This is a genomic window from Shewanella sp. ZOR0012 (assembly GCF_000798835.1).
Taxonomy (GTDB): domain Bacteria; phylum Pseudomonadota; class Gammaproteobacteria; order Enterobacterales; family Shewanellaceae; genus Shewanella; species Shewanella xiamenensis.
The window spans coordinates 2,521,676-2,539,264 of record NZ_JTLE01000094.1 but is presented as its reverse complement, the minus strand read 5'-3'; the positions used below and the strand labels follow the sequence as shown (position 1 = coordinate 2,539,264).

Below are 17,589 nucleotides of genomic sequence, written 5' to 3'. Positions count from 1 at the left end.
GTAACCAATGAAAGCGTTAAATTTATCATTAGTAGCTGTTGCACTTTCACTGTCAGTTCAAGCAATGGCACATGACAAGATCGAACTCACTGAACCTCAAGCTGAGTCTAAAGGTGTTCAAGTGAGCCGTGCCGAGTTTCTCGGTTTAGATACACCCTACTTTGTTAAAACTGAGACTGGGATTAAACAGGCTAAGCAATTGGTTAAAGGGCAGAAAGTAGTGACTCAATCGGGTAAACCCTTTGCCGAAATGACCGGAAAGTTAGTGGTTAAACTAAAACCAGGTGTATCAGCCGATGATTTTGCTAAGACTCACGGTTTAAAAGTTGATTGGCAGAATGACAATAACTTATTGCTGCTTGCCGCCGAAGAAGGTACTGATTTAATTGGCTTAATTCAAGCGGTTAAAGCCTCGCCTGAAGTGGAGCGTGCTAAGTTAGATCGCGCACTCGCCAAGCAAGAAATTCAGTAAGCCATTTAGCGAAGCTAAAAGGTGAATAAAGGGCCGCAAGGCCCTTTATTATGAGTCAATTATTAATATGAGCCTATTAACATCAGAGGCTTTATCGTAAAACGACCAATAATATAACCACTTAGCGCTAAACTATTTGGTTCACGATGGGTTTACAGATTACAATCTGCTTCTATGCCTTGGGGCCGTGCTTCACTCGGCTTTAGCGCATGATTACCATGGACCATGTTTGCATTATTCCATGTACTTTTCCATACGAGTGGTTGCATTGTTCAGCCCGAAGGTTTCACCAACTCAAGTCTCAATATGAACTACTGGAATAGCGATAACTTTGAAGGATTAAAGTCGATAGGGACTCAGTATTCGGCTCTGAAGGGGTATGAACTTTTTGGCCAATATTGTCTGCAAAAAGAGCAAGGACTAAAGAAGCAAGCGATTGCGACAGTGAATACATTTGTGTCGCACTGTAAGAGCCAATCCTTGACTAAACAAAGGCAAATAGCTGAAGAACTATCATCCTTAGGTTATTGGCAGCGTGAAACACACCAGTTACTCGCTTATCCCCTTATTGTACTGCTTAAAGGTGTGCTAACCCAATGGGCAGTAGATGAGCCCAATAATCCCATTCCCCACAAATGGTTAGGCTATATTGGTGAGGATATCGCCTCCTATGAAAGGGCGTTGGCGCTTGAGCCTAACGATGAAATTTGTCTTACTCAAGTTGCGTTGGCCCATTTAAGCAGTGTCGATTTTCAGACCCACCATTTATCTGAATCTGTATTGTTGGGCGATATAGTGCGAGCAAAAGACTCACTAGCGTCAGCACACACATTAATCGAGCGATTACAAACGCAGGAGAGTAAATCAAGGCTGCAAAACAGGCATGATTATTACCAGTCAATGATAAATTGCTGGGAGGAGTATTCCACTCATACTGTGGCTGAGTCGTTTCCGGATTGGTGCGCCGCTAAAGGCGAGCAGTTTGATTTTTGGTCAATTATTTATTATCGGCGCTGAGTTAATTGCTTGTTGGATTGCATGACTGAGTAATATGTGAAGCAAATTGCGTCATCGCGGCTGCAAATTACGCGATAAAACAACAATAGGCTTTTACTGAATAAGCATGATGAAAACCGTATGAGAGTGTCACGCGCATTTATTTAAGTGCTCCTTTAGGCTGAACTGTTAGCTTCTATCAAGGCAGCCAGCCTTCAAAATATGACTGATTAACGAATGTCATATTCAGATTACATATACAGATTACATATACAGATAGTGTGATATCAAAAGAGGTTAATTATCAGCTTGGCTTAATGGCTAGTTGCACTAAATTGTCCCATAGCGCCTGTGCCACAGGGCCTAGTGGCGAGTGGGGCGGCCGCATCACATAATAATCGAGTTGGATCAGGTTTTGTCTTTCTTGTAGTTCAAGCTGTTGTAAGCTTCCTTCTGCGATGGCTTCTTCGACCATATAATAGGGAAGTTTTCCCCATCCCATCCCTCCTTGAATAAGCATTTTCTTCGTATAAAAATCATTCACATACCAACGGCGCTGCCCAGCTTGCACCCCAAATTCGATATTGGCGGTGCCAGTGCCAGTATCTTGGATCACAATTTGGTACTCGTTCACCAATTGCCTTACATGACTTAGGTGGGGATAACGGCTCAGTAAACGGGGGGAAGCAACATCCAATAAACTCCCTGAAAATAAATAACCAAGCTCATAATGGCTTGAGCGAAGCAGCTCAATACCGCCAGCTGAAATCGCAATATCGGCTTTGCCTTGATTTAGGGCTTCAAGTGCCCCAGTTAAATACTCTTGTTTAAGAATAATTTGTGTATGTGGAAACTCATTTTGTGTGCGCTCTAACATCGGCAAGATTCGAACAAGATTAAAGGAGGCCTCAAAGGCTAAGGTGATACTGGCCTCGTTACCTTTGGCTAAATGCTTGGCCACTTGGCGCATTTCCTGCGCTTCATTCAGTACGCGCTGGGCGTATTGCAATAGCTTTCGTCCCTCTTGGGTCAGTGCTAACCGATAACCTTGGCGGTCGAACAGCACTACATCTAGCTGGGATTCCAATTGTTTAATGCTCTGACTGATCGCAGGCTGAGTCTTATGGAGTTTGTCACTGGCGGCCTTTAGTGAGCCAGCGAGGGCGACGGTATTGAACATCAGCAGTTGTTCTAAGGTCATGGCAATACCCTTAAACAAATAAAGAATTATTTTAGAAGATGTTAGATATTATTCCATATTTATTTATTTTTTGTGGGCGCATAATCTCGCCATATGACAGTAGTGGGCACAAAATACGAGCCCACTACTTTGTGTTTAGAGTACTGTTTAACCTGAACTCGGGATAATGAGTGTCGAAAAAGTCTAAATTTAACAAACAAAATCAATGCTATAAATGATTTTTTGAAAAGAGGAATCTTTTTTCTGACTGAATGCGCAGATTTTTGCGCATATCAAGGCGCTCAGTCGTATGCCATAGCGAGCTATGGTTAGACAGAGCAACGCAGAGAGGCCCGAAAAGATGCCTATTCAGCGGCTCTACTTATCCCGAGCTCAGGTTGTTTAGTAAGAGTTTATACGGAATTAGGTCTAAAAGTGATGAGCAATGAGGTCGTTATGTCTATCAATCAATTATGTTTTGCCAAAAGTGAAAACAAAACCGCGGCCGAGACTGACCCTCAAAAACTCTTTGTCTGTGCCAATACCTTAAATCGTGCGGCGGCTTTGGTAACGCTCGCCATGAGCATAGTGTTTTTATTCTCGGGCATGGGTAAGTTACTCAGCGTGCCGTTTTTCCATGCGCCCTTTAGCGTGATGAATTTACCAACGGGTTTTGGCTACTTTATCGGTGTGATTGAAGTGCTGGGTGCCATTGGCATTGGCTGGCGTGAATCTCGAGTCCTGTCGGCAACAGCATTACTGTCGGTGATGATGGGAGCCATTTATTACCACTTTAATTTTGAAGCTACCCTTAACGCGCTACCCGCATTGTTATTATCTGCCTTGCTTTTTTTAATCATCAAGTTAGATGAAACCGTCGATAGATTAGTGCGTTTTCAACGTCAGCTGGTGGACATAAAAGCGGTTTTCTGATTTTGGCCACCGCGCAGACAAGTTTTAATTTACAAGTGACAACTCACGGTTTAATCAAGAGACATTTACTATGACGTACGCGAACTCGGCTCAAATGCCAGTGCTGTTTGTTCCCCATGGTGGCGGGCCTTTACCATTACTCAATGATGCAAATCATCGGGAATTACGGTCATATTTATCCAAGGTGGCAGAGACTATTCCCACGCCCAAGGCGATTGTTTTAGTTACCGCCCACTGGGAAGAGGCGCAGGTGACACTGTCGAGCCATTCTCATCCTAGTATGCTGTTCGATTACTATGGTTTTCCCCCTGAGGCTTATACGCTTTCTTATCCTGCACCCGGTGAGCCGCAGCTTGCCGAAACCATTGCCAGTTTACTTAAGGCAAGCGGCATTGAGGTTTGGCTAGATAATCAACGCGCCTTCGATCACGGCACCTTTGTGCCACTTAAGTTGATGTATCCTGAGGCCAACATTCCTGTGGTGCAAATGTCCTTAGTGCAGCATTTGGACCCGAGTGCCCATATTGCTATCGGTGAAGCATTGGCATCATTACGTACCCAAGGGGTGCTGATTGTGGGGTCTGGCATGTCGTTTCACAATATGCGCGCGTTTTTCTCTGGCGATCCTAAGGTGTTGCCTCGCAGCCAAGCGTTTGATACTTGGTTAACCGATGTAGTGACATCAGGCGATAACCACGCCAAGGCACAATTAATCGATTGGCAATCAGCGCCAGAGGCGCGTTTTAGTCACCCAAGGGAAGAGCATTTAATTCCTTTACATGTGTGTTTTGGGGCGGCGCATTTACAGACGCCAAAAGCCACGCATCAATTTAGTGGCGTGTTATTTAACACGGCAATCTCGGCTTATCTCTGGTCTTAATTTGTCCCTAAAAGCAAAAGGTTCATCATGTTGTGCGTTTGGCGCATCATGACGAACCTTTTTGTATTTTTAGCCTTGTCTATTTTAATCTAGCCAATTGGTGGCTGGCTCTTACTCAGTAATGGGGACAACTCTGAGATGTTGGTATTCCAGCTTAAGCGGTAAACACCAGTCCCACACTGAATAGGGTACTGAAAATCATAGTAAGTTTTGCTGTGCGTCCCAATAGTGGATTAAGCGCCTCACCCGATACAGCATAGAAATCGCTACTGAGTTTACGGGCGATAAGCAGAGATAAACCCGCCAACAATACCGGTAATCCAGGCAGAATGCCCAGTAAGAATCCCGCGATCACTAAACCAAAGGGTAAGTAAATTAAGGCTTGATACAAGACTTTGGCCTGTGCCTCGCCAATCCTCACGGCTAGGGTATGTTTGCCCGCTTGGGTGTCGGTGCGAATATCGCGGGTGTTGTTAACTAACATAATGGCGGCGTTAAATAAGCCAATCGCACAGCCAAGTAGCCACGCATTCAAATTAGTATCACCTGCCTGCAAATAATAACTGCCGACCACAGCCACTAAGCCAAAAAACACAAAGGCGGCAACTTCGCCTAGCCCGTGTGAGGCTAAAGGATAAGGACCGCCGCTGTAGCCGAGGGCGCCTAAAATCGCCGCCGCCGCTAAAATCGCTATTGGCCAACCACCGTGCCAAATCAAATAGGAACCTACTGTTAACGCGAGTAATAAGCAGAAGATCATCGCATTACGTACTTTATAGGCTGGGATCATCCCGCTTTGCGTCACGCGAACTGGGCCAATACGTTCGGCAGTATCGATACCATTTTTAAAATCAAAATAGTCATTGGCGAGGTTGACAGCGATCTGCAATAAAATCGCGCACAACATCGATGTCACGGCAATTAACCAACTGAAACGCTCAAGGTGCAGCGCTAGAATATTACCAATTAACAGGGGACCGATTGCCGCGGGTAAGGTGCGAGGTCTGATGGCTAAAATCCAAGGATTCATGATGTCTAGTCGTTATCTAAAAAGGAATGAGTAGTGAACAGCGCCATAGCATAACAAGAAATTACCCTAAAGTGAGTACTATCTAATACACGCATGTAATAGAGTTTGAATTGGCGCACAGATGTTTCGCGGTTAGGGAAAAGATTTGCCGCCAATGTCAAAGAAAATCCACATTGTCTGTGCTTTTATAGTTTATGCCGTTTACCCATATGTCATTGGTAAAGCCAGTAACTTAACGCTGATAGAGCCTTGAGTGTAAGGCAAGTCATCGGGCTTAGCTGCCGGAGAATGAGCACGTCACCTTTATGTCAATGATAAGGATTCGATAGGATGCGTTTCGATAACCAAGTGGCGTTGATCACCGGAGCTGGCGCAGGGCTTGGGAGAGCCTATGCCATTATGTTGGCAGAGCGGGGCGCCAAAGTGGTGCTTGTCGACCAACCTAAGGTGTCCTCTAAACGCCAAAAACACCCTGATGCTGACTATAGCAATGATGAATTGCGCCAAACCCATGAGACGATTTTAAAACTCGGGGCCGAGTGCCTTTGCTTTGAGGTGGATGTCAGTCAACAGATGGATGTTCAGACTATGGTGAATAGCTTGCTTCAATGTTGGCAGGGCGTGGATATATTAATCAATAATGCCGGTGTTTATGGTGCTCGTCCTTTTGAGCATATTCAACAAGCTGAGTGGCAGCGGCAGTTTGACGTTGATGTTAATGGCAGTTTTTATCTGACTCAAGCAATATGGCCAGCGATGAAAGCACAGGGTTATGGCCGCATTTTGATGACAACGGGGGTTTCGGCACTCTTTGGTGATTTACACCAAGTCGCATTCAGTGCCGCCAAGATGGCTTTAGTGGGAATGGTAAACAGCCTATCGATAGAGGGCGAGCAATATAACATTTATATCAATAGCTTATGCCCTCAGGCATTAACGGCTATGACTCGAAAGCATTTAGCTCCTGCGATTCAACCGCTATTTTGCTTTGATACGCTGACTGCGACCGTGGCGTTTTTAGTGAGTCAAAAGGCCCCTAATGGTCAGCATTTATTGGCGGGCGCTGGCAGTGTCAGCCACGGCAGATTCGCTGAGTTTCAGTCTATTTACTTTAGTGAGGGACAATGTACGCCCGATAAACTCGTGAAATATTGGTCAGAACTTCACAATGCCTTTCCGGTTAATTTACATTCCTGTGGTGAGGATAAAGTGTTGGCTTGGTCAAAGCAGAGCGCTCTTGAGCATCATATAAAAATTGAGTAGTTCGGCGTGCGTTTTGTTAAATCGTTAACAAACACCATGCCAAGTGACTCCCTACTGGTCAGCCCTAGTCGAACTGGGTTACCCTTGGGTATTCATTGCTAATTTTCCGTAGGATCCCATGAGTCAGGTATTAGACGATCTCTTATCATTATTATCCCTTGAGCAAATCGAAATCGGGCTGTTTCGCGGTCAAAGTCAAGACCTAGGATTTGGGCATGTGTTTGGTGGGCAAGTCATGGGACAGGCCTTGAGCGCGGCTAAGCAAACCGTACCAGCTGAGCGCCAAGTGCATTCGCTTCACTCTTATTTTTTACGCGCAGGAGATGAGAAGTTACCCATAGTGTATGAAGTTGAAAATATGCGCGATGGGGGCAGCTTTAGTGCTAGGCGGGTGAGTGCAATACAAAAGGGACGGCCGATTTTTCATATGACCTGTTCCTTCCAAGAACCCGAGGTGGGTTTTGAACATCAAGCACAGATGCCGCAGGTGCCTGGCCCTGAAGGTTTATTAAATCAAAATGAGTTGGCTATGACCTTAAGGGATAAAGTCCCAGCAAGGATCCTTGAAAAGTTTATGGAAGACGCGCCAATTGAGATGCGCTTAGTCAACCCTCTGCATCCCTTCGCACCTAAAGAAACCGAGCCATATCGCTATGTGTGGTTAAGGGCGAATGGTGCAATGCCAACAGATAGTCATATCCATGAATATTTACTAGCCTATGCCTCCGACTTTAATTTTTTAGTCACGGCGGCTCAGCCCCATGGCGTGTCGTTTTTAACCCCGGGCATCCGCATGGCAACCATAGATCATGCGATGTGGTTCCACCGACCCATTAATATGGGAGAATGGTTGCTCTATAGTATCGATAGCCCAAATGCCAGTGGTGGGCGTGGGTATGTCCGAGGACAATTTTTTAATCAGCAGGGCGAGCTTGTCGCATCGACGACCCAAGAGGGGCTGATCCGTATGGTAAAAGGAAGCTAGTATGTTACTGAAATTAAAAATATTTATTCTATTCTGTTTAAGCTCATTGACGATGACTGGTTGCGTAACGGTACAACCTGAACCTCCCATTATCATCAATGGTGCGGCGGGTTATTTAGAGAAAATTATCTTGCCACAAGGCAGTGAAATTACTATTGCCATAATCGATTTGAATACTCCGGGGGCCATTATTGCTCAAAAAAGCTTTAATATCGCCCGAGCGCCTGTGCCATTTAAGTTCTTATTACCCGCGCAATCAATCGATAAACGTATTAATTATGGCGTAGTGGCTATGATCAAGTACCAGGACAAGGTGATTTTCCAAACCTATGATCGTTTCCCCGTGATTAATAATGGTAAATACACCACTGAAGTATTGATGAAGGCGGTGATGATTAATCAGTAAAGCATGTGTTATTTCAAAAAGCCCTTTTCGTAAGGGCTTTTTGTTTGGTAAATCGCGATTATTTTTTATTTCCTATCTCGAGCTTAATATCATTCATCTTGTTTGGTGTAGGGGTATTCGGTAACGTTGATGGCATAATGCGATTATTTATTGCGTTTATCATATGTGATTTTTAGCTATTTGAAATTATTTCATCTATAAATTTAAGTTGTTTTCTTATCTTTTAATCAGAATGAGAAACCGTTAATTCTCTCTTGATTCTCTATGCTACTTAATGGCGATAGATAACTTGTCTTTTATTTTTAAGTAGTTGCTAAAATTCCTTTTGTTTAAGTAAACAGTTTACCATTCGCTTATGTTTTAAAAATCGATTTTTTATTGAGTATGGCATGCTTATTAACTGTTTTTATGGGTAATTGTTCCGTTAATAAGGTGTTTCAATATGTATCACTCCGTGTTAAAACGCTGAGCTGAAGTTCTATTGGTAACAGAAATTTAATCGATTCCTGTACTGAATAAATATTAAAAATTGAACTTTATAGAAATAAATCGATATAGCGAAGGAAGCGACAATGAAAACAAAAATTGCACTAGCAGTGTCTATGGCACTGCTGTCATCTGCAGCAAATGCACAGACAGTATTATCTCCAACGGGTGAAACAATACAGTTAGATATTCCAGCCGAATTATCAAATGACTCAACTCGAGGCAGATTAACCGCAGTTAATAACCAAGATGTAAAATTTATTCCTGAACCAGAATTTGCCGAAGGTGAGCATACTTATATTGTTCGCTTACGTGACAGTGCTGTCGCGAATTATCAAGGGGAGATTCCTGGCTTTAAAGCAACTAGCCCACAACATATACAGTCGACCTCACAGGCAAAAGGCACTGGAAAGACTGGCAATGTTAAACTTAACGCCGCGGCTCCTGAGGTGAAAAACTACGTTAGTTTCCTTAAGGTTAAGCAAGAGCGCTTTTTGACGAGTGCCAGCGCAGCGATTGGTACACAGCTAGAGCCATTAACCACCTACCAATATGCACTCAATGGTATCGCTGTGCGTATGACGCAGGCGCAAGCGATAAAAATGGCTGAACTACCTGAGGTGATTTATATCGAACGTGAGCGTATTGAGCAGCTTGAGACCGATGTGAGTCAGGCACTGATTGGCTCCCCAAAGGTGTGGGACGGTAGTGCTACTGGCACCAAGGCAATGGGTGAGGGCGTGGTTGTGGCGATTATCGACTCAGGGATTAACTCTGATCATGCCTCGTTTGCCGATATTGGCGGGGATGGTTATGACCATACAAACCCCTTAGGCCAAGGGATTTATATTGGTGATTGTAAAATCGATTTTGCCAGCATGTGTAACGATAAGCTGATTGGTGTGCGTAGTTACCCTGAAATCACCGATATCTATGACGACGAAAAGATTTTTGGTGCGACGCCTCCCGCTAAAAATGGTGAAGACTACGGTGGCCATGGCTCGCACGTGGCCAGCACCGCGGCAGGGAATATCTTGCTTGATGTGCCTTATGTTGATGGGGAAGTTGGTAAGCTAGAAGGTGATGGTATCGCAACTGGCTTAAAGTTTGCGCAAATCTCTGGTGTGGCTCCCCATGCAAACATTATTGCATATCAAATCTGTAGACCTGGGGATGCGGGTGACAAGTATTCTGGTTGCCCGACTGTACCGATTCTTAAAGCCATAGATGATGCGATTAAAGATGGCGTGGATGTGATCAACTTCTCCATCAGTGGCGGTGGTAATCCATGGAATAGTGCCACTGAACAGGGTTTTTTAGCGGCGCGTAATGCGGGTATTTTTGCTGCCGTTGCAGCAGGGAATACGCGCCCAGCAACCGCAACCAGTGCCGCAATCACCCAATCACCTTATTCGACTCCTAAAAATGCCCCATGGTATACCTCGGTGGCTAACTCGACTCACAATCGTGAAGTGGTACGTGAGCTGGAATTTAATGGTAAGACATTTGAATTCACCCCTGGCTCTGGCCCTGTGCAAACCGAAGTGGTTAAAGGACTTCCAGTGTTTGCTGGCTCTGTCGATGCGACCAATGTGGAAGGTTGTAAAGTCTTCCCCGCCGATGCCTTTAAAGACAAAATAGCGGTCATTAAACGGGGAACATGCGATTTTACAACTAAAGTATCGGGTGCATTAGCTGCGGGTGCTAAAGCGGTGATCGTCTATAACCGAGATGGCGAAGGCAATGATCGTTTAAAAATGGCTTCGCTCGAGACATTAAATATACCAGCGGTATTTATTGGTAATACCGATGGCGTTGCCTTAATCGAGGCCATGGCCGCCAATCCTGCTGTAGAGTTAACTTTAACCCCGACACCGCAAGCGATTAGCCGTGAGGCCGATGTGTTATCGGCTGGCTCACTGATTGGCCCAAATGCGACCAATGATGTGATTGTGCCTTCGGTGGCCGCGCCTGGTTCGGATATTTACGCTGCTTATTCTGATCAACAATTTGGTCACGATAAATCGGGCACAAATCCTGCCGACTTTACCCTCATGTCGGGCACTTCAATGGCAAGTCCCCATGTTGCGGGTGCTGGCGCACTGTTAAAGTCGCTGCATAAAGATTGGACGCCGGACAATATCCGCTCCGCATTAATGCTGACTGCAACGACCGCTCAGGCGATGAAAAAAGCCGATGCTAAAACCGTTGCCGATCCGTTTGACGTGGGCGCTGGCCGTATTCGCGTGGATTTAGCCGCTAAAGCCGGTTTAGTGATGGATGAAAGCGCACTGAACTATGAAATTGCAAATCCCTTATTGAACGGCGATCCTCGTAAGCTCAACGTGCCTAGTATGGCTGATTCTCGTTGTGTCAATACCTGTACTTGGACCCGTACCGTAACCGCAACCCAAGATGGTAGCTGGACGGCGAAGGGCCAAGCGGTGACCGATAAGCTGGCACTAACGGTATCGCCTGAAAGCTTTACCCTGAAAAAAGGTGCGAGCCAAATCATTACTGTCACCGCCGATGTAACGCAAGTGGGTGCAGATTGGGGCTTTGGCAACTTAGTGCTCGAGTCAGCTAACTTCCCTACGGCGACTATGCCGATTGCGGCTAAGATTGGTAAGCGTAACCTGCCAAACTTGGTAAGCATTCAAGCGACTCGTAATGCGGATGAGATCACTCTTGAAGGCTTGAAGGCGGTGGATTTTGCTAGCGTTGGTGCCGAAGTGACGGGCCTCAAGCTAAGCCAAATCATTGAGTCAAGCGTGAAGCAAGACTCGAATAATGCTTCATATACAGATGATCTTGAAGATGGCGTCAAAGTGTTTAAGTTTGACGTTAATGAAAATGCACTGTATTTCCGAACCTCAATTAGCTACACCACATCGCCCGATCTCGATATGTATGTGCTACTCGATAAAAACGATGGCAGCAAACTTGCGCGAGCGGGCTCATCAGCCAGAGATGGTTCAGAGGAAAGTGTCTTACTCAATAATCCTGTTAAAGGCACTTACTATGTGATTGTGCAAAACTACAGCGCTTCATCAGCGACGGCCGATGACGTGTTTGGTTTAAAACAATTGACCCTCTATGACACGGCTGAGGATAACCTCACTGCGACGCTTTCTGGCGATACCAATGACTTTGACGTTAAGCTGACGTGGAAGGATGCGCTTAAAGTCGGTGATGAAGGTTTAGCTATGCTGACCCTCACCACTGGCGATGACAAAGTAGCACCAGTGAAGCTCCCCGTCGTCTTTGAACGTGTCGGTGATGATGTGCTGTCGCCTCTGGGCAATACGCTGAGCGGTCAGTTAACACCGGGCGTGGCTAAGATGATGAAAACCCGTATCGAAGCCAATAAAACCCAAGTAACACGTGTTTATAACTTAGAAGCTATGCTGCCTGAAGGCCATGAAGTGGCTAACATCAGCCATGACGGTAAGCAAGATGGCAATAAGATCACTTGGACGATCGAGATGCCATCGGGCGCTGAAGCGAAAGACATCAGCTTTGAGCTGGTTCCACGTAAGGCGGGGGTTGATAATGAGTTAAGCCTGTCGAACAAGGTCAACAATGCGTCGTCAGAAACCTTGACTCAGCGCTATCAGTTTGATGTTGCTGAAGTGGCGCCTGTGGCCAAGGTGGAAGCGCCAACGTCAGTACAAGAAGGCAAGCCGCTGTTTATCGATGCCAGCAAATCATCGGATGCGAATAATGATCCGCTGACCTACAAGTGGACTCAGTTAGGTGGCGCAAGCTTTAATTTTGACCCCGCAGCGGCCAAATTAAACTTAGTGGCGCCAAGTGTGAATGGCGCGGCACAAACCGTATCATTCCAACTGACGGTATCCGATAACCACGGCAATAGCGATTCGAGCTTAGTATCTGTCTCTATTACCGATACTCCGCCGAAGAAGGATGACGGTGGTGCTTTTGGCTGGTTAAGTTTATTACTGCTGCCATTTGCCTTTGGTCGCCGTAAACTGCGCTAAGTGGTTCGAGCTGAAACCGGTTAACCTTAGCATGTTTAAGGGTTAACCCTGATGAGGGCCGAGATTATCGGCCCTTTTTTATTGCCTGTTTATTATCGATTTTTCATTAAAAATTCCACAAAGGCGCGGTCGGCTTGGCTGACGGGGCGCTGTTTTTTCCAGGCGATATGCAGGTTTAAAAACACTGGCGGATCAAAGGGTTTGGCGAGAATATCGTCTTTTGGACTGATGGCCATTTCGAGCACGCTGGTGATACCAAATCCCTGCGACACAATCTGTTTGATCAAGTTAATCAGATTGGTCTCAAAGGCAATATTGGGCTTTTTACCCAAGTCTTTTGCCTGAGAGAGGATCCACTCGCGGTGAAAATAGCCGGTTTTGAACATCACCAGTTCATGGTCAAAGAAGTCGTTTAAGCTCACGGCAGAATGCTCGGCAAGTGGATGCTCGGCGCCCATGGCGATCACCATCTGCTCACGGATCAGTAATTGGCTATCAAAATCACTCTGCAGATCTTGGGCAGTAATGATAGCAATATCCACTTCTTCCTGTTGTAACATCCGCAGTGCGTCACGGGTACCGCCTTCGAATAGTGACAGCTTTAACTCGGGATATTGATGGCGAAACGCCATAAGGCGTGAGGGCAGATAGAAGGAGCCCAACATACCCGGCACCGCAATCCGCACTTCCCCTGAGGTCAAATTCGCCATGGCGCGGATTTGCGCTTCGGCCTGCTTGATTTGTTTTAGGATTAACGTGGCATGTTGATGCAGCACTAAGCCTTCGGCGGTGAGCGCGAGGTGCTTGTCATTTTTATTGCTGGTGCGGTTGATCAGGGTGACGCCAAGAGATAGTTCGAGCCGTTTAATGCTTTGGCTTAGGGCAGGCTGCGCCATATTGAGCTTCTTGGCCGCGGCGGTAAAACTGCCAGTATTTGCAAGTGCATCTAAGTGTTTAAGTTGGCGTATATCCATAGTGTGAGCCTTTTGCTTGTGATGCACGCTTACGCGCGACAATTTGCGATAACCATGTCAGTTATCAAAGATTTCCCATAACAAAAATCAATAATGTCGATATAAATTATCTATTATTGTTATGTTATGCCCAGTGCTAACCTTTGTCTATTCTTAGAGTGAGGCGTTATCGAGGCTAAAAGTGCAAGCCGTGTTAGACACTATTATCGACAATAAACAACGTGATACCCGACTGATGTGGGCACTGTGTGTAGCTTCCGTGGTGGTATATATCAATCTGTATTTGATGCAGGGCATGTTACCGCTGATCGCTGAGCATTTTGCCGTATCGGGATCGCAGGCTACGCTCATTCTCTCTGTGACCAGTTTTTCATTGGCGTTTTCGCTGTTAATTTATGCGGTTGTGTCCGACAGAATTGGCCGGCATACGCCGATTGTGGTGAGTCTTTGGTTATTGGCATTGTCGAACCTGCTGCTGATTTGGGCTGGGGACTTTAATGCGCTTGTGTATGTGCGTTTTTTACAAGGCGTATTGCTCGCTGCGGTGCCTGCCATTGCCATGGCTTATTTTAAGGAGCAACTCTCGCCAAGCACTATGCTCAAAGCCGCGGGCATTTACATTATGGCCAATAGTATCGGCGGGATTGTTGGGCGTCTGCTGGGCGGGTTGATGTCGCAGTTTTTATCTTGGCAGGAGTCCATGTGGCTGCTGTTTTTAGTGACCCTCGCAGGTGTTGCCTTGACCAGTTTTTTATTGCCATCTGGCGCGGATGCTAAGGCGATATCTGGCGGGCAAACCTCGGCGCCTTCAGTCTCAAAACGGGCTCGGTTACTTCAAGATTTTTACGGCTTTAGTCACCATCTAACCGATCCACAAATGCGGTTAGCCTATGCCATCGGTGGGATCACTTTTATGATGATGGTGAATCAATTTAGCTTTATTCAACTGCATTTGATGGCCGCGCCCTACGAGTGGAGCCGCTTTCAAGCGACCTTGATTTTTTTGTGTTACTCCAGTGGTACTGTGGCCTCCTATTTTACCGCTAAGTGGCTGGCAAAATTTGGTCAGCACAAGTTATATCAATGGTCTTGGTGTTTGATGCTGTTGGGCAGTTTATTGACCCTGTTTGATACCACAGCCACCATTTGCATGGGCTTTTTGATGACGGCATGTGGATTCTTCTTAACCCACAGTTGTTGCAACTCTTTTGTGGCGATGCGTGCAAGCCGCGATCGCGCCAAGGCCACCTCGCTGTATCTGTGTTGCTATTACTTAGGCGCCGCTTTGGGTGGACCTTACTTGATGCTATTTTGGCATAAAGCCGAATGGCAAGGGGTGGTGATGGGGTCGTTAACGCTGCTTGCGTTAATTGCATTGTCAATCAGTCGTCTGCGTTACCACCAAACGAAGATGAGCCCAATTGCGGCATAAGCTGCTTTAGTGCTTGACCTAAATACCCATAGATGACTATAAAAGCAAAGGCCAACAATTCAGTGTTGGCCTTTGCTTTTGCAATTAATAAGGTAAAACAACCCCATGACCCAAGCTAAGTTTGTTGAAGGTTCAATTCTTCGCCATATTCTCGTGATGAGTTCAACCGCTGCGGTGGGGATTTCTGCGTTATTTGTAGTCGATTTACTGGATATATTTTTCTTAAGCTTATTGGGCGAACATGAATTAGCCGCGGCTGTAGGTTATGCGGGCAGTATTTCATTTTTTACCACATCAATTGGCATAGGTCTCTCCATTGCGCTCGGGGCCTTGGTGTCTCGCTCTATCGGCGCTAAGGATATCGAATTAGCGAAACGCCTATTACTTAACAGTGCGGTGGTGACCACGATCATTAGTGTGTTGGTCAGCATTGTGGTCACGACTTTTATTCCTGAGTTAGTCACGCTTGTGGGGGCCAGCGGTCATACTGCCGAGCTTGCAGAGAGTTATCTGTATATTTTGGTGCCGTCGCTGCCGTTCATCTGTCTCGCAATGGCCCTTGGCGGTGCGCTGCGTGCCGTGGGAGATGCAAAACTTTCGATGATGTCGACCTTAGCGGGTGGCGGCGTGAATGCTGTGCTGGATCCTATTTTTATTTTCCTGTTTGCGATGGGGATTGAAGGGGCTGCACTGGCATCTGTATTGGCTCGTATTGCGGTATTTATCATCGCGGGGCGTGGTGTTGTGGTCAAACATCAACTCCTTGGCAGGTTTAATCTTCACTATTTTAAAGCCGATCTTAAACCGATTTTCGCCATTGCAGGACCAGCCATACTGACCAACATTGCCACACCAATTGGTAATGCGTTTGTGACCCGGGCAATTGCGGATTTTGGTGATGCTTATGTTGCCGGTTGGGCGGTACTCGGCAGGTTAGTGCCTGTCACTTTTGGGATGATTTTTGCCTTATCCGGCGCTATTGGGCCTATAGTTGGGCAAAACTTTGGAGCAGGACGATTCGACCGGGTGCGCGAAAGTTTAACGAAGGCGATTCAATTTTGTACCTTGTATGTGGTGGTGATGTCGTTACTTTTGTTTTTACTTAAAGCGCAGATCGTCAGTTTGTTTGATATGAAGGGCGATAGTGCGGCACTTATTGAATTTTTCTGCAGCTATATTGCGGTGTTTTTTATCTTCTCTGGGATTTTATTTGTCGCAAACGCCTCCTTTAATAATTTGGGTAAGGCCAAATATTCCACCTTATTTAATGTGGGCAAGGCGACTTTAGGTACCGTTCCCTTTGTGTATATGGGCGCGCAGTGGGGCGGGGTTTATGGGGTACTTATTGGCCAAGTCATAGGCTCAATTCTTTTTGGTATTTTAGGGGTTTGGGTTGCCTATCGCTTAGTCGACAAGGTTGCGTTGACATCAACCGGGCATGGTGTTGCTGGCTTAGCAGCCGATGTGGACGAATTGATGACGAATGAGGTGGCACAGAATCTACCGAGTGCAACTAGCCCTCTTTCATCCTCCTGCGCGCAGATGGCACAATTGACGGAAGAGCAAGAAATGGAGCCTGTTATACCCTTTATAGAGCAACAGGATAATGCTAAGCGTTAATGTATAACTGACTATTTAAAATAAAAATGCCACAGTCTGGTGTGGCATTACTTATTGGTCTTATTAGCGCATAAATTTGTTTTTATTAAACAATATTATTGCTCAGTTGTTGCCTCTTGTGGCTCACTTGCTGCTGATTCTACTTCTGCAGCCGCAGCAAGTGCTGCGATCTTGGCGCGTTCTGCCTTAGAGATATAGCCAGATTTTGCGGGTGCGCCAATGGTGGCTGGATCGACTTTATTCAGTCTGGCTTTAGCACGTTTCGCAATTTTTTTGATGATCTTTTGTTTCTTGTTCATAAAGTCTCTAATGTCGTTCGCACCCGCTAAGCGCAGGAATATGAGGCCAATGGCTCAATTGAGGTCGAATTCTAACTTAAATGGCGCAAACTGACCATGTTTTGCTGTATTTTGTGCGTGCTATCTGTATTTGTGACGGGATAAATAGAGGGATTAACTTTGTTGACTGAGATTACTTTTTTTGAACGCTTTGAGCACGATATTTTGATGGGGAAGAAAACGATTACGTTGCGAAATGAGGCTGAATCCCATGTGATACAAGGGCAAATCCTCCCAGTGTCTACCTTTGAAACTCATCGTTGGTTTTGTGACATCCAAGTGTTGAAGGTAATGCCAATAACATTGTCTGGACTCACAACACTGCACGCCCAACAAGAAAATATGACCTTACCCGAACTGCACCAGGTGATTGCCGAGATTTATCCCGGCCTTGAACAGTTATATATGATCCGTTTTAAGGTGCTAACAAAATAATAAAGGCTGCGATGCAGCCTTTTTAATGAGTGATGTCATGCTATCCCGTCATATCATGCTTTCGCTGTCCACGGTAAGAGTTTTTGGGCGATACGATTCGATTCGCCAAGTCGCACTGCGGCGCGGTATCGCATTCTATAGAGGAGTTGATAACACAA

At 45.8% G+C, this 17,589-nt stretch carries 15 protein-coding genes; 11 read left to right on the top strand and 4 right to left on the bottom strand.

Annotated features, from left to right (window positions below):
* Positions 1–7 precede the first annotated feature (7 nt).
* Positions 8–472, top strand: coding sequence for a hypothetical protein (locus L976_RS12755; protein ID WP_037425650.1), 465 nt, complete (start codon positions 8–10; stop codon positions 470–472).
* A gap of 306 nt (positions 473–778) precedes the next feature.
* Positions 779–1,489 carry a hypothetical protein gene (locus L976_RS12750; RefSeq protein ID WP_047540476.1) on the top strand — a complete coding sequence of 237 codons (711 nt, stop codon included), beginning with the start codon at positions 779–781 and terminating at the stop codon, positions 1,487–1,489.
* 283 nt (positions 1,490–1,772) lie between these two features.
* Here the strand turns inward: L976_RS12750 and L976_RS12745 are convergent, their stop codons facing one another.
* On the bottom strand, positions 1,773–2,669 hold the full coding sequence (locus L976_RS12745) for a LysR family transcriptional regulator (protein WP_047537261.1): 897 nt from the start codon (positions 2,667–2,669) through the stop codon (positions 1,773–1,775).
* A 435-nt stretch (positions 2,670–3,104) separates the two neighbouring features.
* Between L976_RS12745 and L976_RS12740 the strand changes: the two genes are divergently transcribed.
* Together L976_RS12740 and L976_RS12735 are read left to right on the top strand one after the other, a co-directional pair.
* Positions 3,105–3,581 carry a DoxX family protein gene (locus tag L976_RS12740; RefSeq protein WP_047537258.1) on the top strand — a complete coding sequence of 159 codons (477 nt, stop codon included), beginning with the start codon at positions 3,105–3,107 and terminating at the stop codon, positions 3,579–3,581.
* A 70-nt stretch (positions 3,582–3,651) separates the two neighbouring features.
* Positions 3,652–4,461, top strand: coding sequence for a DODA-type extradiol aromatic ring-opening family dioxygenase (locus L976_RS12735; protein WP_047537255.1), 810 nt, complete (start codon positions 3,652–3,654; stop codon positions 4,459–4,461).
* Between the two features lie 154 nt (positions 4,462–4,615).
* Here L976_RS12735 and L976_RS12730 read toward each other — a convergent pair whose 3' ends face one another.
* Positions 4,616–5,491, bottom strand: a complete 876-nt coding sequence (locus tag L976_RS12730) for a 1,4-dihydroxy-2-naphthoate polyprenyltransferase (protein WP_037425645.1) — start codon at positions 5,489–5,491, stop codon at positions 4,616–4,618.
* 330 nt (positions 5,492–5,821) lie between these two features.
* Between L976_RS12730 and L976_RS12725 the strand changes: the two genes are divergently transcribed.
* From L976_RS12725 to L976_RS12710, 4 genes are all read left to right on the top strand, one after another.
* Positions 5,822–6,754, top strand: coding sequence for an SDR family NAD(P)-dependent oxidoreductase (locus tag L976_RS12725; RefSeq protein WP_047537251.1), 933 nt, complete (start codon positions 5,822–5,824; stop codon positions 6,752–6,754).
* 118 nt (positions 6,755–6,872) lie between these two features.
* A complete protein-coding gene (gene tesB / locus L976_RS12720; RefSeq protein ID WP_037417495.1) occupies positions 6,873–7,739 on the top strand; it encodes an acyl-CoA thioesterase II in 867 nt (288 codons plus the stop codon).
* A 1-nt stretch (position 7,740) separates the two neighbouring features.
* The gene (locus L976_RS12715; RefSeq protein WP_047537248.1) at positions 7,741–8,145 is read left to right on the top strand and encodes a YbaY family lipoprotein; all 405 of its coding nucleotides are present in this window, start codon (positions 7,741–7,743) and stop codon (positions 8,143–8,145) included.
* A gap of 572 nt (positions 8,146–8,717) precedes the next feature.
* Positions 8,718–12,632, top strand: a complete 3,915-nt coding sequence (locus tag L976_RS12710; protein WP_047537246.1) for a S8 family serine peptidase — start codon at positions 8,718–8,720, stop codon at positions 12,630–12,632.
* 92 nt (positions 12,633–12,724) lie between these two features.
* Here L976_RS12710 and L976_RS12705 read toward each other — a convergent pair whose 3' ends face one another.
* Positions 12,725–13,606, bottom strand: coding sequence for a LysR family transcriptional regulator (locus L976_RS12705; RefSeq protein WP_047537243.1), 882 nt, complete (start codon positions 13,604–13,606; stop codon positions 12,725–12,727).
* A gap of 181 nt (positions 13,607–13,787) precedes the next feature.
* Here L976_RS12705 and L976_RS12700 point away from each other — a divergent pair, with 181 nt between their 5' ends.
* Complete coding sequence (locus L976_RS12700; RefSeq protein ID WP_047537240.1) at positions 13,788–15,038, top strand: MFS transporter; 1,251 nt, start codon at positions 13,788–13,790, stop codon at positions 15,036–15,038.
* 105 nt (positions 15,039–15,143) lie between these two features.
* Complete coding sequence (locus tag L976_RS12695; RefSeq protein ID WP_047537237.1) at positions 15,144–16,658, top strand: MATE family efflux transporter; 1,515 nt, start codon at positions 15,144–15,146, stop codon at positions 16,656–16,658.
* A 95-nt stretch (positions 16,659–16,753) separates the two neighbouring features.
* On the opposite strand, the gene L976_RS12690 is transcribed toward L976_RS12695, so the two are convergent.
* Positions 16,754–16,957: a DUF2986 domain-containing protein gene (locus L976_RS12690; protein WP_047537234.1), complete on the bottom strand. Its 204-nt coding sequence runs from the start codon at positions 16,955–16,957 to the stop codon at positions 16,754–16,756.
* A 159-nt stretch (positions 16,958–17,116) separates the two neighbouring features.
* Between L976_RS12690 and yqfB the strand changes: the two genes are divergently transcribed.
* Positions 17,117–17,431, top strand: a complete 315-nt coding sequence (gene yqfB, locus L976_RS12685; RefSeq protein WP_047537230.1) for a N(4)-acetylcytidine aminohydrolase — start codon at positions 17,117–17,119, stop codon at positions 17,429–17,431.
* Positions 17,432–17,589: the final 158 nt, after the last annotated feature.